The sequence below is a fragment of the Pseudomonas sp. Marseille-Q1929 genome, assembly GCF_017316265.1.
Lineage (GTDB): Bacteria > Pseudomonadota > Gammaproteobacteria > Pseudomonadales > Pseudomonadaceae > Aquipseudomonas.
This window is the reverse complement of the sequence record NZ_JAFLWU010000006.1, coordinates 151,678-175,930: the sequence shown is the minus strand read 5'-3', so window position 1 is coordinate 175,930 and position 24,253 is coordinate 151,678. Positions and strand designations below refer to the sequence as shown.

The window sequence follows — 24,253 nt, the reverse complement described above, 5'->3', positions numbered from 1 at the left end:
TAACTGACACATCGCTATCGCGGGCAAGCCCGCTCCCACATTTTTTACTGCGCGCATTCAAAAACTTAGGTACGCATCCCACGCCCGCTCACCAGCAGCTTCGCGCAACCGATATACAGCACCACCGTCGCCACCAGCATGAAGGTGATCGCCACGCTGATCTTGATATCCGACACGCCCAGAATGCCGTAGCGGAACGCGTTGACCATGTGCAGCACCGGGTTGGCCAGCGACACGGTCTGCCAGAACGGCGGCAGCAGCGTGATGGAGTAGAACACCCCGCCCAGGTAGGTCAGCGGTGTCAGCACGAAGGTCGGGATGATCGAGATGTCATCGAAGTTGCGTGCAAACACGGCGTTGATAAACCCCAGCAGCGAGAAGATCGTCGCCGTCAGCACCACCACCAGAATGGTGACCCCGAGGTGATGCACCTGCAGGTGGGTGAAGAACAGCGACAGCAATGTCACGATCACCCCGACCATCAAGCCGCGCAGCACGCCGCCCACGGTGTAGCCGATCAGGATGGTGTGCGGCGATACCGGCGAGACCATCAGTTCTTCAATCGAACGCTGGAACTTGCTGCCGAAGAAACTCGACACCACGTTGCCGTAGGCGTTGGTGATCACCGACATCATGATCAGGCCCGGCACGATGTACTCCATGTAGGTGAAACCACCCATGTCGCCGATCTGCCGGCCGATCAGGTTACCGAAGATCACGAAGTACAGGACCATGGTGATCGCCGGCGGCAGCAGGGTTTGCGGCCAGATCCGGGTAAAGCGTTTCACTTCACGATAGATGATGGTTTGCAGCGCGACGAGGTTGGGTTGCAGTTCGGAACTCATACCGCCACCTTCGCCAGATTTTTCTCCACCAGGGACACGAACAACTCCTCAAGGCGATTGGTTTTATTACGCAAGCTCAGCACTTCGATGTTCTGCGTCGCCAACTGGGTGAACAGCGCGGTGATGCCCATGGCTTTGTCCACCTGCACTTCCAGCGTGTGGCCGTCCACCAGGCGGCTCGGGTAGCCGAGCAGTTGCGGCGGCGCCGACAGATTGTTCTTCAAGTCGAGCAGGAAGGTTTCCACATGCAACTGGCCCAGCAGGTTGCGCATGCTGGTGTTCTCGACGATGGTGCCGTGGTCGATGATGCCGATGTTGCGGCACAGTTGCTCAGCCTCTTCCAGGTAATGGGTGGTGAGGATGATGGTGATGCCCTTCTCGTTCAGCTCGGTGAGGAAGGTCCACATCGAGCGACGCAGCTCGATGTCCACGCCTGCGGTGGGTTCATCGAGGATCAACAGGCGTGGCTCGTGCACCAGCGCGCGGGCGATCATCAAGCGCCGCTTCATGCCGCCGGACAGCGAGCGGGACGGCACGTCGCGCTTGTCCCACAGGCCCAGTTGGGTCAGGTATTGCTCGGCGCGTTCCTTGGCGATCTTCGCCGGGATGCCGTAGTAACCGGCCTGGGTCACGACGATGTCGAAGGTCTTTTCAAACTGGTTGAAGTTGAATTCCTGGGGCACCACACCGATGGAGCGCTTGAGCGCTGCCGGGGATTTGTCCAGGTCATGCCCGAAGATATTCACCGTGCCGCTGGTCTTGTTGACCAGGGTCGAGAGGATACCGATGGTGGTGGATTTGCCGGCACCGTTGGGGCCAAGCAAGGCGAAGAAGTCACCTTCGGCAACGTCCAGATCGATACCACTCAGGGCCTGGAAACCGTTGCCGTAGGTTTTGGTTAGCTGCCGGATGGACAGAGCGGAACTCATATCGGAATACGCACCAAAGAAGGAAATAGGAAGAATAGATGAAGGCGCACGCCACGAAGTTCAACGGCGGCGCATGACAGGCATGGTGGCTGCCTGCGCCGCACAAGTACAGTCACCTGTATTAATAGTCAGTATTAAGTCAACGCGGTCATGACCGCTTTGCGGTAGGCCGGGCGTTGTTGCAGGCGTTGGTACCAGGCCTCTAGATGGGGCATTGCAGGGCGTTCGATGGGCATTTCGAACCAGGCGTAGGCAAAACAGCCCAGGGGGATATCGCCCATGCCGATCTCGTTGCCCGACAGATACGGCTGTTCGGCGAGGGCTTTGTCCACAGTGGCGAGTGCATCGATGCAGGCTTGGCGCCCGGCGTGGATGCTGTCCCAGTTCTGTTTTTCCGCAGGGGTGCGCAGGATGCCCCAGAACACGGCCTTGAACGGTTCGGCGAGGGTGGAAGTGGTCCAGTCCATCCATTTTTCCGCGCTGGCCCGGGCTTTCAGGTCAGTCGGGTACCAACTGGACGCCTGCCTGGCGCAGAGATAACGCACGATGGTGTTGGATTCCCACAACACAAAGTCGCCGTCTTCGATCATCGGCACTCGGCCATTGGGGTTCAATGCGCGGTACTGCGGCGTGTCGACCACACCAAACGCGCCGCCCGCGTCGATGGCCTCGTAATCCAGGCCGAGTTCCTCGGCGCACCACAGTGCTTTCCTGACGTTTGACGAATTTTTACGACCCCAGATTTTCAGCATGACCGTGCCTTATTGTGTGGTGAGCGCAGCAGCATACGCCGGTTCAGGCACGGCTTAAATCGGTCTGCATATCACCGAGCAAGGGCGGACTGTCATCGGTGAACAGGTGCGGGTAACAGGCACGGATATGCTCGAAGAAAAACGCCTCGGGCACGTCAGGAAATTGCCCGTGATCCACCACGTACTCCATCGAACGCTGCCCCTGGCGATTGAACGCGTGGAACACGCTGTCATTGACCCCATCGAACTCCAGCGCCGGCACATCGAACACATCACACAGCTGCTGATTGAACGCCGGCGTGGCCTTGACCCAACGCCCATGCAGGAACAGCTCGGTATAGCCATGCATGGCAAACACATCGCTTTTCAGCAGCGCGAGCAGGCGCGGCGTGGACAGGTGATTGCGCACATCCGCCAGGCCGATGCGCGCCGGGATGCCGCAATGGCGGGCGCAAGCGGCCAGCAAGGTGGCCTTGGGCACGCAATAGCTTTCGCCGGCGGCCAGGGCGAAGCTGGCGCTCAGGGTGCCGGGGTCGCGGCTGAAGGTGTAGGGGTTGTAGCGAATCGCCTCACGCACGGCGTAATAAAGGCTGACTGCCTGGTCATTTAAATCCCCGCTAGTACCGCGATGTTTTTCGGCGAACTCCACCACCGCAGGGTGGTCACTATCGATGAAGCGGCTGGGACTCAGGTACGTATCCATGAGCGTTATCTCTGAAGGAAGCCTGGAGTCTAGCGACAGGCCTGCCCGAGCGATAACGACGAATCGGCCAAATCTCGTAACACCCCTATCACCCCGCTTGTTCGGATGCCGACTAAGCTCCAGGGTGGTTTCGCCCCTGGTTTCACGGAGGATTGAATATGCTGTTGTTGTGGATACTGGTTCTGGTCGCTGGCATTGCCTACCTGGCACACCGTCGCACCGCGCCCCTGCCCGCTCTGGGCGTCGTTGCCGTCTACCTGCTGGCGATGGGCGTATGGAGTCACGCGCCAGGATGGTTGCTGCTGATCTTCTGGGTATTGCTGGCCATCGTCACGGCGCCCTTGCTGCTGCCAGACCTGCGCCGCCAATACTTCACCAAACCGCTGTTCAGCTGGTTCCAGAAAGTCCTGCCGCCGATGTCCGAGACCGAGCGCGATGCCATTGATGCCGGCACGGTGTGGTGGGACGGCGAACTGTTCAGCGGCCGCCCCGACTGGGACAAGTTGCTGGCCTACCCCAAGGCCCAACTGACCGAAGAGGAACAAGCGTTCATCGATGGCCCCACGGAAGAACTCTGCGCCATGGTCAGCGACTGGGAAATCGGCCAGGCCATGGACCTGCCGCCCGCCGCCTGGGAACACATCAAGACCCACGGTTTCTTCGCCCTGATCATTCCCAAGGAGTACGGCGGCAAGGGTTTTTCCGCCTATGCCCACTCCCAGGTCGCGATGAAACTCGCCACCCGCAGCGGCGACCTGGCGTCCACCGTGATGGTGCCCAACTCCCTCGGCCCGGCCGAACTGCTGCTGCACTACGGCACCGATGAACAACGTAATCACTACCTGCCACGCCTGGCCCGAGGCGATGACATTCCCTGCTTCGCCCTCACCGGCCCGCTGGCCGGCTCCGACGCCGGCGCCATGCCCGACACCGGGATCATTTGCAAAGGTGAATGGGAAGGCCAGGAAACCCTCGGCCTGCGCTTGAACTGGGAAAAACGCTACATCACCCTCGGCCCGGTCGCGACCCTGCTGGGCCTGGCCTTCAAGGCCCACGACCCGGACCATCTGCTGGGTGACGAGGAAGACCTGGGCATCAGCCTGGCGCTGATTCCGACGAATACGCCCGGCGTGGACATCGGCCGTCGCCACCTGCCCCTCGGCGCCGCCTTCATGAACGGCCCCAACTCCGGCAAGGATGTGTTCATCCCCCTGGAATTCCTGATTGGCGGCCAGGAAATGCTCGGCAAGGGCTGGATGATGTTGATGAACTGCCTGTCGGTAGGCCGTTCGATCTCCCTGCCTGCGGTGGGCACCGGCGCGGCCAAGTTCACCAGCCTGGTGACCGGCCAGTACGCCCAGGTACGCGAACAATTCAACGTCCCGCTGTCAGCCTTCGAAGGCATCCAGGAAGCCCTCGCGCGTATCGGCGGCAACGCCTGGCTGATGGACAGCGCGCGCATGCTCACCGCCAACGCGGTGGACCTCGGCGAAAAACCCTCGGTATTGTCGGCGATCCTCAAGTACCACCTCACCGAACGTGGCCGCGAGTGCATCAGCCACGCCATGGACGTACACGGCGGCAAGGGCATCATCATGGGCCCGAACAACTACCTGGGCCGCAGCTGGCAAGGTGCGCCGATCTTCATCACCGTCGAAGGCGCGAACATCCTCTCGCGCAACCTGATGATCTTTGGCCAGGGCGCGATCCGCTGCCACCCGTTCGTCCTCAAGGAAATGGCCCTGGCCGGGCGTGAAGACCACGACCAGGCACTCAAGGAGTTCGACGGCCTGCTGATGCAACACATCGGTTTTGCCGTGAGCAACGCCGCCAGCACCCTGGTACTGAACTTCGGCGCGGGCCACTTCGAGAAGGCACCGGGCAACCGCTTGAGCCAGGGTTACTTCCGCGCGCTGAACCGCCAGGCCGCTGCCTTCGCCCTGCTCGCCGACCTGAGCATGATGTTGCTCGGTGGCGAATTGAAACGCCGCGAACGCCTGTCCGCGCGCCTGGGTGATGTGCTCAGCCACCTGTACCTGGCTTCGGCGGCGCTCAAGCGTTACCACGACCTGGATTCACCGGACCATCTTGAGCCGCTGTTCACCTGGGCCATGGAAGAAAGCCTGGGTGAATCGGAGCGCGCCTTGGATGAACTGTTGAGCAACTTCCCGAACAAGGTGCTCGGTGGCCTGCTGCGGGTGATCGTGTTTCCGTTCGGCCGCCGCCACACCGGGCCGTCGGATGCGCTGGATGCCGAAGTCGCGGCAGTGCTTGGCCGGGCCAAAGGCGACCCGACCCTGGAGGAACTGCTCGCCGGCTGCTACCGCCCGCAATCGGCGGACGATCCGGTGGGCGCCCTGCAACACGCCTACGACCTGCTCGGCGCCAGCCATCCGCTGCAGAAAAAACTGCATACCGCGCTCAAGAGCGGCCAGGTCAAACCGGCCGCCGGCGAGCATGCCATCGACGCGGCGCTCGAAGCAGGCGTGCTGCAACCGGCCGAAGCGCAAACCCTGCGTGACGCCGAAGCGGCGCGGCGCAAGGTGATCGACGTGGATGATTTCAGCAAGGAAGAGCTGACCCAAGCTGAGGGTAAAGTCCGCTGAGTCGAGCGGTGATATAAAAACGGGCGCGAGAGGCATATACTCTCGCGCCCGTTTTTGCTTTAGAGGACTTATCTCGTGTCCAACGTCGTTGCCGATCATCTCGTCTTGCTCGACCACCTGCGCAGCATCCTGGTTGCCGTCGGCGAAGCCGAACAGGTGCCCGAGGAAAGCCATACCCTGTTCCTGGAGCGCTTCGACGAACTGCGCGCCCTGCTGCCCATCGACCCGATCGAAAGCCAGTACCTGGGCCAGGACCTGATGAGCCAGGTCATCCTGCGCTACCCACAAATTGCCCACCTGGTGCCGCGCGACCTGCTGTGGTTCTTCGGCGGCGACTGCCTGCACTTCATGCCCGATGAAGAACTGGACATGTACCAGGCCCTGGAAGAGCGTCGCTTCGAAGCCGAGCAGAACGACGAACCGTTCGACTGGAACCAGGAAAAGCAGCTGCTGGCCATGCCGGTGGACCAGAGCAAGCACTGATTTTTCAGACCCGCACAAAGCTAAATGTGGGAGCTGGCTTGCCTGCGATGCAGACAACTCGGTACATCAGGCAAACCCAGTTGATGCCATCGCAGGCAAGCCAGCTCCCACAGAAAAGCCAGCTCCCACAGAAGCCAGCGCCCAGCACTAGCGTTGGCGTAGTGTTGGCTCTCGCTCCATACACTCCACCAAATAATCAATAAACACCCGCACCTTCGGCGGCAGATACCGCGTCGGTGAATGCAACAACCACACCTCACCGTGATACGACGCAATAAAATCCCACTGCGCCAACACCTGCACAATTCTCCCCGCCTCCAGATCATGGCGCGCCGTAAAGTACGGCAGGCTGCCGATCCCCACATGCTGCAACACCGCGTCCAGACGCACCCCGGTATGGTTCGCCGCATACCGCCCACGCACCCCGACCGTTACCGTCTTGCCGGCTTGGCGAAACTTCCAGCGTGCATCCGCCGGTGTTTCCCCCAGGTAGATGCAACTGTGTTCCAGCAAATCATGGGGGTGTTGCGGTGTGCCGTGTTCGGCCAGGTACTGCGGCGTGGCGCACAACAGGTGCTCGATGGGAAACAACGGCCGCCCCACCAACCCCGGTGGCGGGCTTTCGGAGATGCGCAGGATCAGGTCGAGGTTGTCGTCGATCAAGTCCACCGGCCGATCCTCAAGGATCAACTGCACATCCACCTTGGGGTAGCGCCGCAAGAACTCCGGCACATGCGGGTGTATCACAAACCGCCCCACCGCCTTGGGCACGCTGACGCGCACCCGGCCTTCGGCTTCGTGGGTGAATTGGCCGCTGACCTCCATCACCGCGCGCGCCGCGTTGACCATGTCCTGGCAACGCTTGAACACCTCTTCGCCGCCTTCGCTCAAGCGCAACTTGCGCGTCGTGCGTTGCAGCAAACGGGTGGCCAGGGCCTTTTCCAGATGGGAAATGCTGCGGCTCACCGATGACGGTGAAACGCCCATCTGCCGGGCGGCTGCGGAGAAGCTGCCGGTTTCCACCACCTTGACGAAAATCGCCATTTCGCCCAGCAGTGGCAAAGGAAGATTGATGCTCATGACGCACAGGTCCATTGATAATTGAACGGATTATCACCCATCCGCGCACTATTTATACTGCCCGCAGAACCCTGATGCGGATGTAGATAATGACCGAGCGCCTGTTTTTCACCCACGACCACCTGACCGCCGAACTCGAAGTGCTGGCCTGCACGCCCCACGAAGAGCACTTCGCGGTGACCTTGCAGTCGACGATTTTCCACCCCCAGGGCGGCGGCCAGCCTTTCGACACCGGCTGGCTCGGCGACAGCCAAGTAGTGCGCGTCACCCAGGAGCCCGACCGCGTAGTGCACTACGTCGATCAGCCCGTCGCGCTGGGCCCCATTACCGCGCGCGTCGACCCGCAACGCCGCAGCCTGCACACCCGCCTGCATTCCGCCGGGCACTTGATCGGCAACGCCGGCGAACAACTGGGCTGGATGCCGATCAAGGCCCATCACTGGCCGGGCGAAGGCAAGATCAGTTTTATCCGTGGCGAAGCGGCGCAAGACATGGACGCCGACGCGATCCAACAGCAGATCAACCACTGGATCGCGGCAGATTACCCACGCCACATGAACCTGGAAGACGGCACCCGCGAAGTCGGCTTCGGTGAATTGCCGGCCTATGCCTGCGGCGGTACCCACGTCCAGGCCCTGAGCGAACTTGGCCAGGTGACGATCCTGACCCTGTCGGAGAAAAAGGGCACGTTGTCGGTGCGCTACAGCCTGGACTAAACCGCTATCGCCCCCGCCCGCCCCGGCTCCACCACAAACGACTTCAGCGTCGCCACCGTGGCCGTCGGGTCACGCGGATCAGTGATCACACGCAAGTTGGTCAGCATCTTGTCCGCCTCGATGTCCACCGACACATACCCACGCTGGCGGCTGTCGAAAAACTTCACATGGGGGTTGAGCGGCAGCAGTTTGCTGAACGCATCAAAGGGCGGCCCGTCCGAGGTCACGGAAGTGCCGACAAACTCCGTCGCGACAATCGGCGAGTCCAGGTTGTTGCCATCCGCGTGCAGGTCGGTGACCCAGAACGAATGAATATCCCCGCCCCAGAACACCGGATTCTTCACCCGATTGCGCTGGATAGACGCCAGCATCCGCGCCCGGTTGGCCATGTAGCCATCCCAGCCATCGGTCCAACGCCCGGGCTTGTGGTCGGTCAGGTCACGCTGGATCAGCGGCGCCACCAGCAAGTCCTGGGCGATCACGTTCCACTGCGCCTGCGACTGCGCAAAACCCTGATCCAGCCAGGCCTCTTGCTGCCAGCCGAGCATGGTGCGGCCAGGGTCGCGCAAGTCATGGCAGAGATTGTCGGCGAGGTGCCCTTGGTGGCTGCGGTTGGCCGGAATGCACGGTTGCTCGGAACGGTACTGGCGGCCGTCGAGCACATGGAAACGCGCCAGTTGGCCGTAGTCCAGTCGCCGATAGATGCGCATGTCCGCGCCTTTCGGCAGGCTGCTGGCCCGTAGCGGCATATGTTCGTAATAGGCCTGGTAAGCCGCCGCGCGCTGTAGGAGAAATTGCGCCACCGGGATCTTCGGGTCTTGGGACCAGCGGTTGGCGTAGTCATTCTGCACTTCATGATCGTCCCAGGTCGCGACGCTGGGAGCCGCAGCGTGCAAGGCCTGCAAGTCGGGATCGGTCTTGTACAGGGCGTAGCGGTTGCGGTAATCACTGAGGCTTACCGCATTGCCACTGCCATGGGAGCGAATGACTTTGCCCGACGACGGCGCGTAGGAACTGTCGTAGATATAATCCCCGAGAAAAAACACCAGGTCCGGTTGCTCGGCGGCGAGGTGGCGATAGGCGCTGAAATATCCGCGCTCCCAATGCGAGCACGACACAAACCCCACCCGCGCTGCCACGCTGGCATGCAACGGCGGCGCCGTGCGGGCCTGCCCCACCGGGCTCTGCGCGCCAAGGCCATCGAACTGATACCAATACGGCCGACCCGCCTCCAACCCCGCCACTTCGACGTGTACCGAGTGGGCAAACCGTGCGCTGGCCATGACCTCGCCCTGGCGCACGATGCGCGTCATCGCCGCATCGCTGGCTACTCGCCAACGTACCGGCACCGCACGGCTCAAGCCGCCACCGCCATCGGCGGCGTTGAACATCGGCGCCAGGCGCGTCCAGATCACAAAGCCGTCCGGCAGTGGGTCGCCGCTGGCGACGCCGAGGGTGAACGGATAATCCACCCCGGCACTGCGCGCAAACGGGCTGAGAATCGCAAACGCCGAGCCCACCGCCAGCCCGGTCAATATCCGGCGGCGGTCATGGTCCACCAAGCCACTCACGAGGGACGCTCCCAGTCCTCACGCACCACGGCAAAGCCGAGCAAGTCCTCGAACACACCGTTCTTGAGAAACGCCTCGCGCATGCAGCCCTCAAAGCGCAGGCCGATTTTCTCCATCACCCGTGCCGATTCCGTGTTGCGGCCAAAGCACTGGCTGCCGACGCGCTGCAAACCCAACTCAGCGAAGCCAAAATCCATCACAGCCTTCGCCGCCTCGGCGCCGTAGCCCTGATTACGACAGTGCGCCGCTACCCAACCGCCGAGGTGCCCGTAGCGATGCCGCGTGTTGAGTCGCAGGCTGACGATGCCGACCAATTCGCCCGTTTCGGACACATGCATGCCCAGGCTGAGCAAGTCGCCCGCACGGTATTTCGCGGCCATGTTGTCGATAAAGGTGTGCGCCGTTTCCAGGGTATAGGGCGACGGAATATTGGCCGTGTTGTCGGCGATTTTCGGCCCGTTGGCGAGTGTGGACAGGGTCTCGGCCTGGTGTGTTTCCAGGGCGCGCAATAGCAGGCGCGGGGTGGACAGATGTGGCAATTCGCTACTCATTCCTCGGGGCCCTCGATGTAAAGTTTCTGAGAATGCCCCTGCTGGATTTCAATTCTGTTACGTCGCAAAAATGACTGCAGAGTCGTCCGTAAGACCTGTCCTAGAGCCCTCAAAACGTCAATTAAAGTTAACCAATCGGTCATTTTTGGTTGTTAGCGTGTCGCCCCTAATTCAATAACGGGGTAGCGGAATGAGAACCTGGGACGAACCGAAAAAACGCAAGGCGCACATCGAATTGATCCCGATGATCGACGTGATGATGTTCCTCCTGGTGTTTTTCGTACTCGTGAGCCTGAACGTGATTCCGGCCCTCGGCATGAAGACCCAATTGCCCAGCGCCAGCAGTTCGCAGCAGCTCAAGCCGCAGAACAAATTCATCCTGACGTTGGGTTTGGCGGGCCAACTGCAACTGGACGGCAAGGACCTCACCGTCGAGGCCTTGGTACCCGCGTTGAAGGCCGCGGAAAAGCCCGATACCAAGTCGACGATCATCGTCAACAGCGACAAGGGCGTGGAGGTTTCGCGCCTGGTGGAAGTGATGGACACCCTGCGCCTGGGTGGCTTTACCTCCGTGTCCATTGCCACGCGTAAGTCCTGATCATGTACGTCCTGTTTCGTGCACGTCAGTTGCTGGGCAGCGTCCCGGCCGTGATCGCCCTGGTGCTGATTGCGATGGGCATCCAGTCGCAAACCTTGAAGGTCGAGCCGGTGTATGACGAGTCGGCGGTGGAGCTGGCTTTGGTCGAGCCGGAGCCGGAAGTAATCCCGGAGCCGGTGGTCGAGCAAGAACCGCCACCGCCGGTGATCGAGGACGAAGAGGCCGCACCGGCCCCACCGCCACCGCCGCCCAAACCGCAGCCAAAACCTGAGCCCAAGCCCAAGCCGGTGCCCAAGCCCGTGGTCGCCAAGCCAACACCCACGCCGACGCCTACCCCGCCACCGGTGGCTGCGAAACCGGCACCCGCCGCCGTGGCCCAGGTCGCGCCGACACCGGCCCCGCCCGCGCCGCCGAAGGTCGATGGCCAGGCCCTGGAAGGCGGTTACCTCAAGGGCTTGCGCAACGAGTTGGACAGCTACAAGCAATACCCCACCGGCCGCCAGGCGTCCCTCGAACGCCCGACCGGCGAGGTGGTGGTGTGGTTGCTGGTAGATCGCCAGGGTCGGGTTCTCGACTCCGGCGTGCAGACCCAGGCGTCGAGCATGTTGCTCAACCGGGCCGCCGCCAACAGCTTGCGTCGCATCAAGCAAGTCAAACCGTTCCCCGAGCAAGCGTTCGGGGGGAGCAATGAGCATCGCTTCACCGCCACCTTCAACTACAGCGTGCAATAAGCACCCGACACCAGGACGACACTGATGAGGTTCACACGGATTCATCTGGCACTCGTTGCCGCAAGCATGGGCCACGGCATGGCCATGGCCGACACCAGCGGCAGCGACGTCGGCACTATCGGCGTACAGGGCAAGGCCACGGCAGGTGGCGGCTATATGGTGCAGGAAGAAAGCATCAAGGGCCGCTCCACGGTGACCAAGGAGGCGCTGGATAAACAGACCGCCACCGGCAACGCCGTGGACAAGCTCAAGTACACCCCGGGGCTGAATATTTCCAGCGAAGACAACACCGGCCTGTCGGGTTTTCGCTTCACCATGCGCGGGCTCAACTCCGACCAGGTGGGCATGTCGGTGGACGGCATGCCGATCAACGACTCGGGCAACTACGCGCTGTATTCCAACCTGCTGGGCGACCCGGAAAACATCGACCAGATCTTCGTCACCCAAGGCTCGGCAGAAGCCGACGGTCCGCATATCGGTTCCAGCGGCGGCAACATCGGCATCGTGACCATCCGCCCAACCAAGGAAACCGGGGCGTTCGTCAAACAGGTCATGGGCAGCAACGCCACGCGCAAAACCTTTGCGCGGCTCAACACCGGCGAGATCAACGGCCTGAGCAACTGGCTGTCGGCGTCCCACACCGAAGGCCAGATGTGGCGCGGCTCGGGCGCGGTGCGCGCAGACAAGGTGGAGTGGAACAGCTTCTTCGATGCCGGCAACGGCAACACGGCCAACCTGATCCTCAAGTACCACGAGCAGGACAACAACAGTTACAGCCAGTTGACCAAAGCCCAGTACCAGCAGAACGGCCGCAAGTACGACCCCTACCCGGCCACGCCGACCGTGGGCAGCAACGGCAAGCTCAACAGCTATTACGCCCTGGCGCAGAACCCGTTCCAGACCTTTACCGGTGTGCTCAACACCCAGTTCAAGCTGGCCGACAACCTAGCCCTGTCGGTGATCCCGTATTACTACTGGGGCAATGGCAGCGGCGTCGGTTCCTCCAGCTATGCGCTCAACCGCGGCTCCAACGCTGGCGGCGTATTCGACCTGAGCAACCTGCCGACCGCCGCGCAATACAACGCCGACGGCTCCTCCACCACCGGCGTGTACTACCGCCCTTCGCGCACCCAGACCTGGCGTCCGGGCATCACCACCAAGCTGAACTGGGATCTGGGCGAACACAGCCTGCAATTCGGCTACTGGTACGAGCGCGCGCGCCAAAGCCAGACCCAGCCGTTCATTGCCCTGAAAAACAGCGGCAAGCCCACCGACACCTGGCCCGACGCCGATTCGGTGGTCGATGCCAACGGCAACACCGTGCAAGGTCGCGACCGCTTCACCGTGACCCCGGCGCAGAAAGTCTGGGCCCAGGACACCTGGTACATCAACCCGGACTGGACCCTGGTCGCAGGCCTGGCCTACATGAACGTCAAGCGTGACGGCACCAACCACGGCAGCCTCACCGAGCAAGCCGAAAAACGTAACCAGACCTACAACAAACTGCTGCCCAACGTCGGCCTCAAGTACCAGCTGGACGAGCAGGACCAGTTGTTCTACAGCCTGTCGCGCAACATGCGCATCCCGCAGAACTACGTGCTGTACGACAAGGGCCTGGACTCGATCAACTCCAAGCCGGAAACCAGCTGGAACCACGAGTTGGGCTGGCGCTTCACCGGTGACGACATGACCGTGGCCGCCACCTTGTTCTACATGCAGTTCAAGGATCGCCAGGTCTCGTCCAAAGACATCAACGGCGACTTCGCCGACATCAACGCCGGCTCCGTCAACAACAGCGGCCTGGAACTGGAGTGGAGCGGCCTGCTGCCGAATCACTTCAACTACTACACCTCCTACACCTACACCAAGGCCGAGCAGCAGGATGACCTGACCGTCTACAACGCCGGCAAGGCCATCGTGTTGCCCACCAGCGGCAAGCAGTTCGCCAACGTGCCGAAAAACATGCTGGCCGCCAACATCGGCTACGACGACGGGCGCTTCTACGGCACCTTCGGCGGCAAGTACACCAGCAAGCTCTACGGCGACCTGACCAACGACGAAGCCATCTCCGGGCGCACCGTGTTCAACGCCGGCGCCGGTATCTACCTGCCGGTGGACAAGAAGGTGGTCAAGGACGCGACCCTGCGCCTGAACGTCGACAACCTGTTCGACAAGAAATACCTGGACGGCGTGTACACCACCAAGACCAACGCGGCCAGCTACAGCGGTTTCCGCGACGGCGACCCGGCCTACATCGTTGGCCTGGAACGCACCGTGACGGTGTCCCTGGAAGCCAATTTCTAACAGCGAGGTAACGGAACATGGACATGAATGTGCTCCACGACATCACCTTCTATGTGATGTATGCCGCGATGGCCATCGCCATCTTTATCGCCATCGAGCGTGGCCTGTACTTCGCCTATGTGCGCCGCCAGGCCCGCGCGTTGAACGAGGTGCTCGGCGCCAACGTGCACAGCGAGCGCGACCTGCCGGAAAGCCTGACCCGGCGCGACAGCCTGCCGTTGAGCATGGTGTTGCCGGTACTGGCACAGAAAGCCAGCCATGGCTCGCGCAAGGACCTGGATGACGTTATCGAAACCCAGTATCTGACCACCCGTGCTCCATTGGCCCGCAGCCTGTGGATCATCGAAACCATCACCACCGCCGCGCCGCTGTTGGGCCTGCTGGGGACCATTCTCGGCATTATCGACACGTTCAAGGCGCTGGCGTCGGCCGGTGTGTCCGACCCAGGGCAGATTTCCGGTGGTATCGGGACGGCGTTGTTTGCGACCGGTTTGGGGATCGCCATCGCGCTGTTCTGCGTGGTGTTCCACAACTTCTTCCAGGACAGCCTGGAGCGCATCAACGACCAGCTGAAAATCCTGCTGATCCGCGCCGCCACCGGTGCCCGTGTGCAGAGCGAAGTACCGCACCTGGTGCCGACGCCGCTGCATAGCCGTACTGCATGATCGTTTGAGCGGGCGCGCAATGCGCCCGCTTTTTTCCTGTTAGGAAGACCTATGCCCATCTCCTTGAAATTGCGCATCGCAGGCCTCGCCGGCTTGCTCCTCAGTCCGCTGGCCCAGGCGGACTTTTCAATTGCGGGGTTTGAACTGGTACACACCGTGCCCGTGGACACCACCCTCGGCACCGACGATTTGCGCCAGCCCGGCCCGGTGTGGATCGAACTGTTTGACGCGGCCAAGAGCAGCATTGATATCGGCCAGTTCTACGCCGCCGACCATCCCGGCTCGGTGATGGACACCGTCATCGAACACTTGGAAGCGGCCGGCAAACGCGGTGTGAAGATTCGCTTCCTGCTCGAAGAAAAAGGCCTGAACTTGTCGGAGGCTTCCACACTGGAACGCTTGCGCGCGATCCCCAACGTGACCTTCCGCGTGCTGGCCTACGGCCAACTGAGTGGCGGGATCATCCACGCTAAATACCTGGTGGTGGACGGCAAGCAGGCGTTTGTCGGCAGCCAGAATTTCGACTGGCGCTCCCTCGAACATATCCACGAAACCGGCTTGCGCATCAGCGATACCGCGGTGGTTGGCCAAGTGCAGGCGATCTTCGACCAGGACTGGCAAGCCCAGGCGGCGCTGGCCGCCAACCAACCGGTGCAACTGCCCGCCACAGGTAAAGAACCGCCGCGTACCGGCAATTACCTGGTGGCCAGCCCACAACGCTACAACCCGCCCGGCGTCGGCGATTCACAGCTGGAACTGCCGCGCCTGCTAAGCGAAGCGAAACACGACGTGCGCGTGCAACTGCTGGACTACGCACCGCTGTCCTACGGACCCGATCGCACCCGTCCGTACTACGCGGTCATCGACAACGCCATCCGTGCAGCAGCCGCACGGGGGGTGTCGATCAAGCTGATGGTGTCCAACTGGAACACCGACAAGCTGGAACTGCCCTACCTCAAGAGCTTGGCCGTGCTGCCCAACGTGCAAATCAAGATCGTCACGCTGTCAGAAGCCAAGCAAGGCTTTATTCCCTACGCGCGGGTGATCCACAGCAAGACCATGGAGATCGACGGGCAAGTGGCCTGGGTTGGCACCAGCAACTGGTTGGGCGGCTACCTGGATAATTCGCGCAACCTGGAGGTGGTGATGCGCAATGAAGCGATGGCCAAGCGTGTGGGGCAATTGCATGAACAGTTGTGGGATGGGCCTTACGCTAGAGCCCTGGAGATAGACAAGGAATACCCCGAGCCCCACCCTGGCCAGCATTGACGATCGGCACCCGGGAAATGGTAGTGTGTGGAAATGTTTCTGACGCTTTAGTCAGAAACCTCTTACTCACTACCTGCCAAGGAATGCTTCAACAATGCCCTTCCCACTCAAGCAACTGGCGGCTGCCACCCTGTTTGCAGCCAGCCTCACGGCGATCGCCACCCCTGCCTTCGCCAACATCAGCGCCGAGCAAAGCACGGCGATTCTGAAGAGCTTCAACGAAACCTCCGTCACTGATTTCCGTGGTTTCCTCGGCTCCCTGGCCAAGGGCGACCTGGGCAAAACCGCCGACGTAGGCCCGGCGATCAGCGCTTTTCTCGACAACAAAACCCTGAGCGCCGAGCAGCAGAACGAAATCAATCGCCTGCTGGGCATCTACACGCGGGTGAAATACGGCAAGGCGGCTACCGAAACCCTGCGCGAACTGGTGGAAATCCCGACCTTCAATATCGACGGCTTGCCGCAGTACAAAAACCCGGAATTTCTCAAGATCGCCGCGAAGATCCAGGACCTGGCCAAAGCCTTCAACCTGAACTTCCGCAACGTCGACAACCGTGTGTATGAAATTTCCCTGGAAGGCGCCAGCGATGAAGTGGTCGGCATTCATGCCCACGCCGACGTGGTGCCGGTCACACCGGAAAACTGGGTGCTCAAGGACGGCACCAAGCTCGACCCATTCAAGGTCACGCTGATCGGCGACCGCATGTACGGTCGTGGCACCGAGGACGACAAGAACGGCATCGTCGTGGCGATGTATGCGATGAAAGTGATCAAGGAAGAGAAACTGCCGCTGGCGCGCACGTTCAAGCTGTTGGTGGACACCACCGAGGAAACCTCCGGCGACGCGATTCCCTATTACTTCGAACACAACCCGACGCCGCAGTACAACCTGGCGCTGGACGGCGGCTACCCGGTGGTGATCGCCGAAAAAGGATACGGCACCGTGATGGCCACGTTCCCGCGCCGCAAGGGCGAAGGCAAAGGTGCGGAAATCATCGCAATGACCGGCGGCATGGCCACCAACCAGATTCCGTCGGCCTCGGTGGCGACCTTCGTCAGCGACAAGCCCGCCGAGCTCGCAGCCAGCCTGCAAACGGCCGGCGCTGACTATGCCAAGAACAATGGCGGCGACTTCGAGGTGACGGCCAAGGTGGTCGGCAAAGAGGTCAAGCTGACGGTGAGCGGCGTTTCGGCGCACTCCTCCGAGCCCGAGTCCGGCATCAACCCGGTGGCGCGCATGCTGGAACTGATCCACAGCGTCGACGGCAAGATCGCCCTGAAGCACAACCACATCACCGACGCCGCGCGGTATGCGTCCGACAACTGGGGCCTGGATTACCTGGGCGGCAAGTTGGGCGTAGGGTTCGCTGACGATTTCATGGGCCCACTGACCACCTCGCTGACCTTCGTCGGCCTGGATGACAAGGCGTTCAAGCTGGCCGTGAACCTGCGCGTGCCGAAGGGCAAATCCCCGGAGACGCTGAAAAAGGAAATTGCCGACAAGCTGAGTGCGTGGGACAAGCACACCAAGGTCAAGGTGAGCTTCACCTACTCGGTGGCCGAGCCGATGTACCGCAACCCGGAAGGCGAGTGGGTCAAGGCGCTGTTGGCGGTGGCCAGCGAAAACCTGGGCATGGAACACAAATTCGGCACCTCGGCCGGCGCGACCTCGGTGCATGAACTGCCCAATGGCGTGCAATTCGGCCTGGCAAGGCCGGAAGTGAAGTACACCGGGCACACCGACAACGAGTTCAAGACCGTGGAGCAGTTCCTGCTGGACTTGCAGATCGTCACTGAAATGATGGGGCGTGTCGGGCAGTTGCCGAAGCTCTGATCCTGATGGGCTGGATCATTCCCACGCTCTGCGTGGGAATGCTCCTTGTGACGCTCAGCGTCACGCGGGACGCGGAGCGTCCCAAGAGGCGTTCCCACGCAGAGCGTGGGAACGATCAATCGCGCGCAAACAAAAACGCCGATCATCTCTGATCGGCGTTTTTGTTGAATATGGAGCGGGAAACGAGACTCGAACTCGCGACCCCGACCTTGGCAAGGTCGTGCTCTACCAACTGAGCTATTCCCGCAAATGGCGTCCCCTAGGGGACTCGAACCCCTGTTACCGCCGTGAAAGGGCGGTGTCCTAGGCCACTAGACGAAGGGGACACGCTACTGGAACACATGGTGTGTATTCCAGTGCCCAGAGGTTAGATCCGAAGATCATGCCCTGGTTTCACTCAGTACCGCCCGAAGGCAACACTGCTTAAATTGGAGCGGGAAACGAGACTCGAACTCGCGACCCCGACCTTGGCAAGGTCGTGCTCTACCAACTGAGCTATTCCCGCAAAATGGCGTCCCCTAGGGGACTCGAACCCCTGTTACCGCCGTGAAAGGGCGGTGTCCTAGGCCACTAGACGAAGGGGACACACAACTGAAACACATGGTGTGTATTTCAGTGTCCAGAGGTTAGATCCGAAGATCATGCCCTGGTTTCACTCAGTGCCACCCGAGGGCAACACTGCTTAAATTTGGAGCGGGAAACGAGACTCGAACTCGCGACCCCGACCTTGGCAAGGTCGTGCTCTACCAACTGAGCTATTCCCGCAATATGGCGTCCCCTAGGGGACTCGAACCCCTGTTACCGCCGTGAAAGGGCGGTGTCCTAGGCCACTAGACGAAGGGGACACACGTACAACTTCACTACCTAACTGCGTTTCGCTGTGTGCTTTCCGCGTTAAGTGGCGCGCATTCTATGGATGGATTGAAAGGTCGTCAACCCCCAAGGATAAATTTATTAAAATCAATGACTTCGCCCTGCTTTCCCGGCCGGTGCAGGCATTCTGCCTGTCTGCGCCTTGGCGCCTATATTCTGGCGCACGACAAGGCGTTATAGTTCGCCGCAGCAAATGATGGCAATGTGCATCTATGCAGGGAAGGATTACCTATATAGAAGAATCTACCTGGGCAACTGGTCGATCAGTCCTATCCGCCGGATGCCCCAATCACTACACTCCACTGCAAACCCTACAAAGAGGTCACACCGGTGACACCACTCCTGATCACCCTGCTGGTAATAGCCGGGATCGTAATACTGATCGCCATTGGCTACATGAACCACGTGGTGGAAAACAACAAACTGGAAAAGCAGCGCACCGTGATCGAGCTCAATGATCGCCTGCGTCGCTGCGGTGAAATCACCGAGACGTTTCCTGGCCAGTTGATGACCCCGGCGCTCAAGTTGCTGATGACCCGCCTGGAGCTCAACGTCAACCAGCGCCTGCTCAACCTCAACAAGACCAGTGCAGCGCTCAAGGCACGTATCAGCGAGCTGAACGCATTGATTGCCCAGGGCGAATCGATCCCGGTGAACAACCCACCGGCACCGATCCAGACCGAAGCCAAGGCCAAGGACGTTCGCTTCCTGCTGGAAGCCCTGCACGGCCAGGTCACCCGCGCCGCCCAGGATGGTTTCCTGCCGACCAACGAAGCCAAGCACTGGATCAAGGAAATCCGCCACATCCTGGTGCTGCTGCACATCGAGTTCTTCAACAACCTCGGCCAGCATGCCCTGCAACAGGGCCAGCCCGGCCAGGCGCGCCTGGCGTTCGAACGTGGCGTGCAGTACCTGCGCAAACAGCCGGAGCCGGTGATCTACGCCGCGCAACTGCAATTGCTGGAGGCACAACTGGCCCGCGCCAACTCCACGGTATTGACCAACAGCAAGCCGGCCGAGGACGAGGTCAACGAACTGACCGAAGGCCTCAAGGTGGTCGACGCCGACGCCGAGTGGAAAAAGAAAGTCATCTACGACTGATCGTCCCCGCTCCCCTGTGGCGAACCCGGTTCGCCACATGCCATCACTTTGCACCTATCGCCCCGCCCCCTTCTCGCGTAAAAAAGTGCCCCTCACTCCGTGAAGTCAGAGGCCTGCTATGCCTGTCACCGTGATAGATGGACAACCGCTGCACTATATCGACCAAGGCAGCGGCCCCGCCGTGCTGCTAGGATCGAGCTACCTGTGGGACCGCACCATGTGGACGCCGCAGATCGAAGCCCTGTCGCAACAATACCGCGTGATCGTCCCCGAGCTGTGGGGCCACGGCGAATCGGGCCCGCTGCCCACCCGCACCCGATCCCTCGATGACCTTGCCCGCCAGGCCCTGGCGCTGCTCGACCACCTGGACATCGCCCAGGTCAACCTGGTGGGCCTGTCGGTCGGCGGCATGTGGGGCGCACGCCTGGCGCTGCTGGCGCCCGAGCGCGTCAACAGCCTGGTGCTGATGGACACCCACCTCGGCGCCGAGCCCGAAGCCACGCGCCAGTACTACTTTTCGCTGTTCAAGATGATCGAAGACGCCGGCGCCATTCCCGAGCCGTTGCTGGATGTGATCGCACCGATCTTCTTCCGCGCGGAGGTCGACCGCGAGTCCGCGCTGTATCAGGATTTTCGCCAGACACTGCAGGACTTTCCCCGCGAGCGCCTGCTGCAAAGCATCGTGCCATTGGGCCGCCTGATCTTCAGCCGCGAGGATGTACTGGACCAACTGCCGCGCCTGGACGCCGACACCACCCTGGTGATGTGCGGCGAACAGGATAAACCCCGGCCACCCGCCGAATCCCGGGAAATGGCCGAGTTGATCGGTTGCAGCCTGATCCTGATCCCCGACGCCGGGCATATCAGCGCCCGGGAGAACCCGGACTTCGTCAATGAGGCGCTGCTGACCTTCCTCGCCAACCACGCCTGACTGCCCTCCTCCCTGGTCGCTACAGGCGTGTAGCGATCACAGGCGGAAGTGCCCCACCATGCCCTTGAGTTCCGTGCCCAACTGCGCCAACTGGATGCTCGACGCGGCATTGCCCTGCATGCTCAACGCCGACTGATCGGCGCTGGCGCGAATGCTGGTGACGCTGCGATTGATCTCTTCGGCCACCGAGCTTTGTTCCTCGGCCGCCGCAGCAATCTGCTGGTTCATCTGCTGGATCAACGACACCGCCGTGGCGATGCTGCCCAGGGCGCTCTCGGTTTCCAACGCATCGCTGACCGCCAGTTTCACCAACTCGCCACTGTGCTGGATCTGCTGCACCGACGACTGCGCCGCGCTGCGCAAGGTGCTGACCAGCCGCTCGATTTCTTCGGTGGATTGCTGGGTGCGCTTGGCCAGCGCGCGCACCTCATCGGCCACCACCGCAAAACCACGGCCTTGTTCCCCGGCACGCGCGGCTTCGATAGCGGCATTGAGGGCCAGCAGGTTGGTTTGCTCGGCCACGCTTTTGATCACCCCCAGCACGGTGCCGATGTTCTGGATTTCGGCACTGAGGCTGTCGATGCTGGCACTGGCGCTGGTACTGGAGCTGGCGAGCAGCTCGATACGCTGCAAACTCTGGCGCACCACCTGCTGGCCGCTGTCCACCTTGCTGTCGGCGGTCTGCGCGGCCTGGGCGGCTTGTTCGGCGTTGCGCGCCACGTCGTGCACGGTGGCGGTCATCTGGTTCATCGCCGTGGCCACCTGCTCGGTTTCTTCCTTCTGGCTGCTGACCTCGACATTGGTCTGCTCGGTGACGCTGGACAGTGAATGCGCCGAACTGGCCAGCTGTTCGATGCCCGCCTGCAACCCGCTGACCATCTGGCTCAAACCATTGCCCATCTGCTGCATCGCCAGCATCAACTGGCCGATTTCATCGCGCCGGCTGACCTCCATCCGCCCGCTCAAATCACCCGCCGCAATCTGCTGCGCGACGGCGATCACACGGCGCAGCGGCGCGACGATCAAGCGCGTAATCACCAGCGCCGCAATCAACCCCACCAACAGGGCCAGGGCGGACGAACCGATGATCAGCAAGGTACTTTTCTGCAGTTGCGCCTGCATCGACTGGTCTTCGGCGGCATAGGCCTGGTTGACCCGGTTGACCACCTGCTCGGCGCGCTCACGCAGCTGTTTGTAAACGATCTTTTCCTGCGCCAACAGGCCGGTGTATTCACTGAGTTTCTCGCTGAACGCGGCGATATGCCCGGAAACTTCGTTGAGCACCGTCTGGTAGCCAGGGTCCTTGACCGCGGTTTTCAATTGTTCGACCTGGGCCAGTGCCTGGTCGGCCTGCTCGATCTTGCCTTGTTCGCCGCTGTCTTCATCGCCCTTGCGGCTCTGGTCCAGGCGCACGTGGGCCTCGTTCATCGCTTGCAACATCAAGCGCGACACCTGGCTGACCTGCCCCGCCTGCTCGATAAACTCGGCGCCCTCCTTGCCTTGGCTTTCCTTGAGGCCATAGGCGCCGTCATCCGCCAGGCCGGCCTGCAATACGTCAAGGTTGTTGGCCACGCTGGACACCGACCAACTGGCCATCTCCAGCGCCAGGTCCTTGGTCTGGGTCAACTCGACAAACTCGTCGAACGCCTTGCGGTAGGCGGCCAAGGCTTGCTCGACATCGGTCATGGCCGGCACATTGGCGGCCGACTGCGCCTTGAGGCTCGCCGCCAGGGCCGCCAGGGCATCGACGCTCGCATGCAAGTCTTCGACGGCTTTGGGGTCGGCGTGCAGCGCGTAGTCTTGCTCGATCAAGCGCACCTTGAGCAAGCCGCTGTTCAGCGAGGACATGCTGTTGAGGCCTGCAAAACGCTGCCCCACGGTTTGCAGCGACCACACCCCGATCGCCGCCACCAGCGCCGTCAGCAACAGCACCAAGAGGAAGCCCAAGCCCAGTTTCTTCGCCATACCGAGGTTGGCGAAACGTCGTTGCACGCCTGAAATCATTGCACTTGAACCCTCTTGCAATGGCAGCTGCCATCCAGCCCGATTGACCAGCAACGAGATTCGCAACCACGGGCCACCGACACAAGGCATTGGCGCCACAATAATGGCAAAAAGCTACATGCTCGTCGTTTTCAGAATGGTCGAGGTCGATCTGGCAGGCCCCATGCGGCGGAACAACGCCAAGGCGCGCTGATCAGCCGCATAGGCCACGTTGATCCGCAGCCAATCGCTGTGCTCCCCTGTCGGGCTGAACAACGCCCCCGGCGACAGCAGCACGCCCAGTCGACGGGCACAGTCCGGCAACCGCGCACGCGGCTCCCCACCAGGGCGCGCCCACAGGAACATGCCCCCGGCTGGCACGGCAAACACCTCCCACTCCTCGTCCTCCAGCACTTGCAGGGTGGCGGACATTTGCATGTTCAGGCGCTTGCGCAGGCGCTGCACCCACTTGCGATAGGTGCCATTGGCCAGCAGCGTGGCCACCACCGCCTCGGCAAACCGCGAGGTACCGAGGCCGGTCAGGGTCTTGAGGTTGACCAGTTGCGCGATGATCGCGGTACTGGCACTGAGATAGCCCACCCGCAGGGCGCTGCTCAGGGTCTTGGAGAAGCTGGAGATGTAGATCACCCGGTCATCATGGGGCAACGCCGCCAGGCGCGTGCAGTTGGCATGTTGCAGGTCGCCATAGACATCTTCTTCGATGATCAGGAAATTTTCGGCCTGGGCCAGTTGCAGCAAGCGCTCGGCCACTGTGCGACACAGGCTGGTGCCGGTGGGGTTGTGATACAGGCTGCTAATGAACAGGCATTTGGGCCGATGAGACTGCAACAGCGTTTCCAGCACGGCAATGTCCGGGCCACCACGGGTGCGTGGCACCTCCAGCAGCTTGACGCCCTGGAAGGCCAACTGGCGATAGAGGTTGCCGTAGCCAGGAGTTTCCACCACCACCGTGTCGCCGGCCTTGAGCAGCGCGCGTATCAGCAGGTCCTGGGCCTGGCTGGCGCCCTGGGTGGTGAGAATGCGGTCGAGGCTGCTGGCCACGTGCATGCGGGTCAGGCACTTGAGCAATTGTTCGCGCAGCACCGGCAACCCCAGCGGCGTGCTGTAGTTGAACACACCGCCGGTGTCGGTGCGGCTGACCTCGCGGATCGCGTAGCTGATGTCATCGCTTTCGCGCCAGGCATCCGGCAGCCAGCCACAGCCCAGTTTCAGCTCACCCAGCGGGCTGTCGGTAAAGGCCCCCCAGTCGTGTTCCGCACCTTCATACCAATGGTGCTCGTGGTGGGCCGTGGGCGGGGCCACGACAAACCCCGACCCCGGCTTGGAGGCCAGCAGCCCCTGGGCCACCATGCGCTCAAAGGCCTCGATAACGCTGGATTGGCTGAGCAGGTTGTCGAGGGCTAATTGGCGGATGGAGGGCAGACGCGTGCCCGGGCTCGCCCCGCTCTTGCGAATCCATTGCGCCACCGCGCTGATGATCTGTTGCACCACCGGTACAAGGGCTTGTCGATCGATCCCTAAATCCATGAGCCACTCACTTCGCTGTCTGTTATTCAACCCACAAGAGTTAAGCACAGAAGTACGCCGCGGCCGCTCGGCATTTTTTACTAAATCATTGATTTTATTGAGTTATTTACCTAATGAAACATATTAGCACGCGGCGTTTTGCCAGCTATGGAAAAACCCCACAGCCCCCCGAACCTTTTC

At 61.5% G+C, this 24,253-nt stretch carries 20 protein-coding genes and 6 tRNA genes; 11 read left to right on the top strand and 15 right to left on the bottom strand.

From position 1 onward, the window contains the following. Positions 1 to 65: 65 nt before the first annotated feature. The 4 genes from J1G37_RS10400 to J1G37_RS10385 form a co-directional block, all read right to left on the bottom strand. Complete coding sequence (locus tag J1G37_RS10400) at positions 66 to 845, bottom strand: ABC transporter permease (protein WP_017737220.1); 780 nt, start codon at positions 843 to 845, stop codon at positions 66 to 68. Beyond that, positions 842 to 1,774 (bottom strand): ABC transporter ATP-binding protein, encoded by a 933-nt coding sequence (locus J1G37_RS10395; protein ID WP_207041518.1) that lies wholly within the window; start codon positions 1,772 to 1,774, stop codon positions 842 to 844. Before J1G37_RS10395 ends, J1G37_RS10400 begins: the two co-directional genes overlap by 4 nt. 134 nt (positions 1,775 to 1,908) lie before the next feature. Next, entirely contained in the window at positions 1,909 to 2,526 is a 618-nt protein-coding gene (locus J1G37_RS10390; protein ID WP_207041516.1) for a glutathione S-transferase, read from the bottom strand. Between the two features lie 43 nt (positions 2,527 to 2,569). Continuing rightward, positions 2,570 to 3,229 carry a transglutaminase family protein gene (locus J1G37_RS10385; protein ID WP_207041514.1) on the bottom strand — a complete coding sequence of 220 codons (660 nt, stop codon included), beginning with the start codon at positions 3,227 to 3,229 and terminating at the stop codon, positions 2,570 to 2,572. 158 nt (positions 3,230 to 3,387) lie between these two features. Between J1G37_RS10385 and J1G37_RS10380 the strand changes: the two genes are divergently transcribed. Beyond that, entirely contained in the window at positions 3,388 to 5,835 is a 2,448-nt protein-coding gene (locus J1G37_RS10380) for an acyl-CoA dehydrogenase (RefSeq protein ID WP_207041512.1), read from the top strand. Positions 5,836 to 5,910: 75 nt separating this feature from the next. Continuing rightward, entirely contained in the window at positions 5,911 to 6,318 is a 408-nt protein-coding gene (locus J1G37_RS10375) for a PA2817 family protein (RefSeq protein WP_017737215.1), read from the top strand. A 147-nt stretch (positions 6,319 to 6,465) separates the two neighbouring features. Here the strand turns inward: J1G37_RS10375 and J1G37_RS10370 are convergent, their stop codons facing one another. After that, entirely contained in the window at positions 6,466 to 7,398 is a 933-nt protein-coding gene (locus tag J1G37_RS10370; RefSeq protein ID WP_207041510.1) for a LysR family transcriptional regulator, read from the bottom strand. 89 nt (positions 7,399 to 7,487) lie between these two features. Here J1G37_RS10370 and J1G37_RS10365 point away from each other — a divergent pair, with 89 nt between their 5' ends. After that, entirely contained in the window at positions 7,488 to 8,114 is a 627-nt protein-coding gene (locus J1G37_RS10365) for an alanyl-tRNA editing protein (protein WP_207041508.1), read from the top strand. Here J1G37_RS10365 and J1G37_RS10360 read toward each other — a convergent pair. Continuing rightward, a complete protein-coding gene (locus J1G37_RS10360; protein ID WP_207041506.1) occupies positions 8,111 to 9,685 on the bottom strand; it encodes an alkaline phosphatase D family protein in 1,575 nt (524 codons plus the stop codon). The two genes, J1G37_RS10365 and J1G37_RS10360, sit on opposite strands and share 4 nt — an antisense overlap. Beyond that, positions 9,682 to 10,236 (bottom strand): GNAT family protein, encoded by a 555-nt coding sequence (locus tag J1G37_RS10355; protein ID WP_207041505.1) that lies wholly within the window; start codon positions 10,234 to 10,236, stop codon positions 9,682 to 9,684. The genes J1G37_RS10360 and J1G37_RS10355 overlap by 4 nt, the downstream gene beginning before the upstream one ends. Positions 10,237 to 10,426: 190 nt before the next feature. On the opposite strand from J1G37_RS10355, the gene J1G37_RS10350 reads away from it, so the two are divergent. The 6 genes from J1G37_RS10350 to J1G37_RS10325 all read left to right on the top strand — a co-directional run bounded on the left by J1G37_RS10350 (position 10,427) and on the right by J1G37_RS10325 (position 17,637). Beyond that, positions 10,427 to 10,834, top strand: coding sequence for a biopolymer transporter ExbD (locus J1G37_RS10350; RefSeq protein WP_017737210.1), 408 nt, complete (start codon positions 10,427 to 10,429; stop codon positions 10,832 to 10,834). Between the two features lie 2 nt (positions 10,835 to 10,836). Next, on the top strand, positions 10,837 to 11,565 hold the full coding sequence (locus tag J1G37_RS10345) for an energy transducer TonB (protein ID WP_207041504.1): 729 nt from the start codon (positions 10,837 to 10,839) through the stop codon (positions 11,563 to 11,565). Between the two features lie 24 nt (positions 11,566 to 11,589). After that, positions 11,590 to 13,869, top strand: a complete 2,280-nt coding sequence (locus J1G37_RS10340) for a TonB-dependent receptor (RefSeq protein WP_207041503.1) — start codon at positions 11,590 to 11,592, stop codon at positions 13,867 to 13,869. 17 nt (positions 13,870 to 13,886) lie between these two features. Then, the gene (locus J1G37_RS10335; RefSeq protein ID WP_207041502.1) at positions 13,887 to 14,534 is read left to right on the top strand and encodes a MotA/TolQ/ExbB proton channel family protein; all 648 of its coding nucleotides are present in this window, start codon (positions 13,887 to 13,889) and stop codon (positions 14,532 to 14,534) included. Between the two features lie 51 nt (positions 14,535 to 14,585). After that, positions 14,586 to 15,803, top strand: a complete 1,218-nt coding sequence (locus J1G37_RS10330; RefSeq protein ID WP_207041501.1) for a phospholipase D-like domain-containing protein — start codon at positions 14,586 to 14,588, stop codon at positions 15,801 to 15,803. Between the two features lie 94 nt (positions 15,804 to 15,897). Then, positions 15,898 to 17,637: a dipeptidase gene (locus tag J1G37_RS10325; protein WP_207041500.1), complete on the top strand. Its 1,740-nt coding sequence runs from the start codon at positions 15,898 to 15,900 to the stop codon at positions 17,635 to 17,637. Positions 17,638 to 17,808: 171 nt separating this feature from the next. Here the strand turns inward: J1G37_RS10325 and J1G37_RS10320 are convergent. From J1G37_RS10320 to J1G37_RS10295, 6 genes are all read right to left on the bottom strand, one after another. Beyond that, positions 17,809 to 17,884 (bottom strand) — tRNA-Gly (locus tag J1G37_RS10320). A 3-nt stretch (positions 17,885 to 17,887) separates the two neighbouring features. Next, a tRNA-Glu gene (locus J1G37_RS10315) sits at positions 17,888 to 17,963 on the bottom strand. A gap of 103 nt (positions 17,964 to 18,066) precedes the next feature. Beyond that, positions 18,067 to 18,142 (bottom strand) — tRNA-Gly (locus tag J1G37_RS10310). A 4-nt stretch (positions 18,143 to 18,146) separates the two neighbouring features. Beyond that, positions 18,147 to 18,222 (bottom strand) — tRNA-Glu (locus J1G37_RS10305). 104 nt (positions 18,223 to 18,326) lie between these two features. Next, positions 18,327 to 18,402, bottom strand: a tRNA-Gly gene (locus tag J1G37_RS10300). Between the two features lie 4 nt (positions 18,403 to 18,406). Then, positions 18,407 to 18,482: transfer RNA gene (locus J1G37_RS10295), tRNA-Glu, on the bottom strand. Positions 18,483 to 18,840: 358 nt separating this feature from the next. On the opposite strand from J1G37_RS10295, the gene J1G37_RS10290 reads away from it, so the two are divergent. Both J1G37_RS10290 and J1G37_RS10285 read left to right on the top strand, forming a co-directional pair. Beyond that, positions 18,841 to 19,611 carry a hypothetical protein gene (locus J1G37_RS10290; RefSeq protein WP_207041498.1) on the top strand — a complete coding sequence of 257 codons (771 nt, stop codon included), beginning with the start codon at positions 18,841 to 18,843 and terminating at the stop codon, positions 19,609 to 19,611. Positions 19,612 to 19,729: 118 nt separating this feature from the next. Further along, the gene (locus tag J1G37_RS10285; protein WP_207041496.1) at positions 19,730 to 20,542 is read left to right on the top strand and encodes an alpha/beta fold hydrolase; all 813 of its coding nucleotides are present in this window, start codon (positions 19,730 to 19,732) and stop codon (positions 20,540 to 20,542) included. Between the two features lie 36 nt (positions 20,543 to 20,578). Here J1G37_RS10285 and J1G37_RS10280 read toward each other — a convergent pair whose 3' ends face one another. After that, the gene (locus J1G37_RS10280) at positions 20,579 to 22,546 is read right to left on the bottom strand and encodes a methyl-accepting chemotaxis protein (protein WP_207041494.1); all 1,968 of its coding nucleotides are present in this window, start codon (positions 22,544 to 22,546) and stop codon (positions 20,579 to 20,581) included. 114 nt (positions 22,547 to 22,660) lie between these two features. After that, entirely contained in the window at positions 22,661 to 24,073 is a 1,413-nt protein-coding gene (locus J1G37_RS10275) for a PLP-dependent aminotransferase family protein (protein WP_207041493.1), read from the bottom strand. Positions 24,074 to 24,253: the final 180 nt, after the last annotated feature.

Bases quoted from the DNA above. Each gene is read 5' to 3' on its own strand.
- J1G37_RS10400 (WP_017737220.1), bottom strand. From the start codon at position 845: ATGAGTTCCGAACTGCAACCCAACCTCGTCGCGCTGCAAACCATCATC.
- J1G37_RS10285 (WP_207041496.1), top strand. From the start codon at position 19,730: ATGCCTGTCACCGTGATAGATGGACAACCGCTGCACTATATCGACCAA.
- J1G37_RS10385 (WP_207041514.1), bottom strand. From the start codon at position 3,229: ATGGATACGTACCTGAGTCCCAGCCGCTTCATCGATAGTGACCACCCT.
- J1G37_RS10280 (WP_207041494.1), bottom strand. From the start codon at position 22,546: ATGATTTCAGGCGTGCAACGACGTTTCGCCAACCTCGGTATGGCGAAG.
- J1G37_RS10395 (WP_207041518.1), bottom strand. From the start codon at position 1,774: ATGAGTTCCGCTCTGTCCATCCGGCAGCTAACCAAAACCTACGGCAAC.
- J1G37_RS10390 (WP_207041516.1), bottom strand. From the start codon at position 2,526: ATGCTGAAAATCTGGGGTCGTAAAAATTCGTCAAACGTCAGGAAAGCA.
- J1G37_RS10275 (WP_207041493.1), bottom strand. From the start codon at position 24,073: ATGGATTTAGGGATCGATCGACAAGCCCTTGTACCGGTGGTGCAACAG.
- J1G37_RS10350 (WP_017737210.1), top strand. From the start codon at position 10,427: ATGAGAACCTGGGACGAACCGAAAAAACGCAAGGCGCACATCGAATTG.
- J1G37_RS10355 (WP_207041505.1), bottom strand. From the start codon at position 10,236: ATGAGTAGCGAATTGCCACATCTGTCCACCCCGCGCCTGCTATTGCGC.
- J1G37_RS10365 (WP_207041508.1), top strand. From the start codon at position 7,488: ATGACCGAGCGCCTGTTTTTCACCCACGACCACCTGACCGCCGAACTC.
- J1G37_RS10325 (WP_207041500.1), top strand. From the start codon at position 15,898: ATGCCCTTCCCACTCAAGCAACTGGCGGCTGCCACCCTGTTTGCAGCC.
- J1G37_RS10380 (WP_207041512.1), top strand. From the start codon at position 3,388: ATGCTGTTGTTGTGGATACTGGTTCTGGTCGCTGGCATTGCCTACCTG.
- J1G37_RS10340 (WP_207041503.1), top strand. From the start codon at position 11,590: ATGAGGTTCACACGGATTCATCTGGCACTCGTTGCCGCAAGCATGGGC.
- J1G37_RS10330 (WP_207041501.1), top strand. From the start codon at position 14,586: ATGCCCATCTCCTTGAAATTGCGCATCGCAGGCCTCGCCGGCTTGCTC.
- J1G37_RS10345 (WP_207041504.1), top strand. From the start codon at position 10,837: ATGTACGTCCTGTTTCGTGCACGTCAGTTGCTGGGCAGCGTCCCGGCC.
- J1G37_RS10335 (WP_207041502.1), top strand. From the start codon at position 13,887: ATGGACATGAATGTGCTCCACGACATCACCTTCTATGTGATGTATGCC.
- J1G37_RS10370 (WP_207041510.1), bottom strand. From the start codon at position 7,398: ATGAGCATCAATCTTCCTTTGCCACTGCTGGGCGAAATGGCGATTTTC.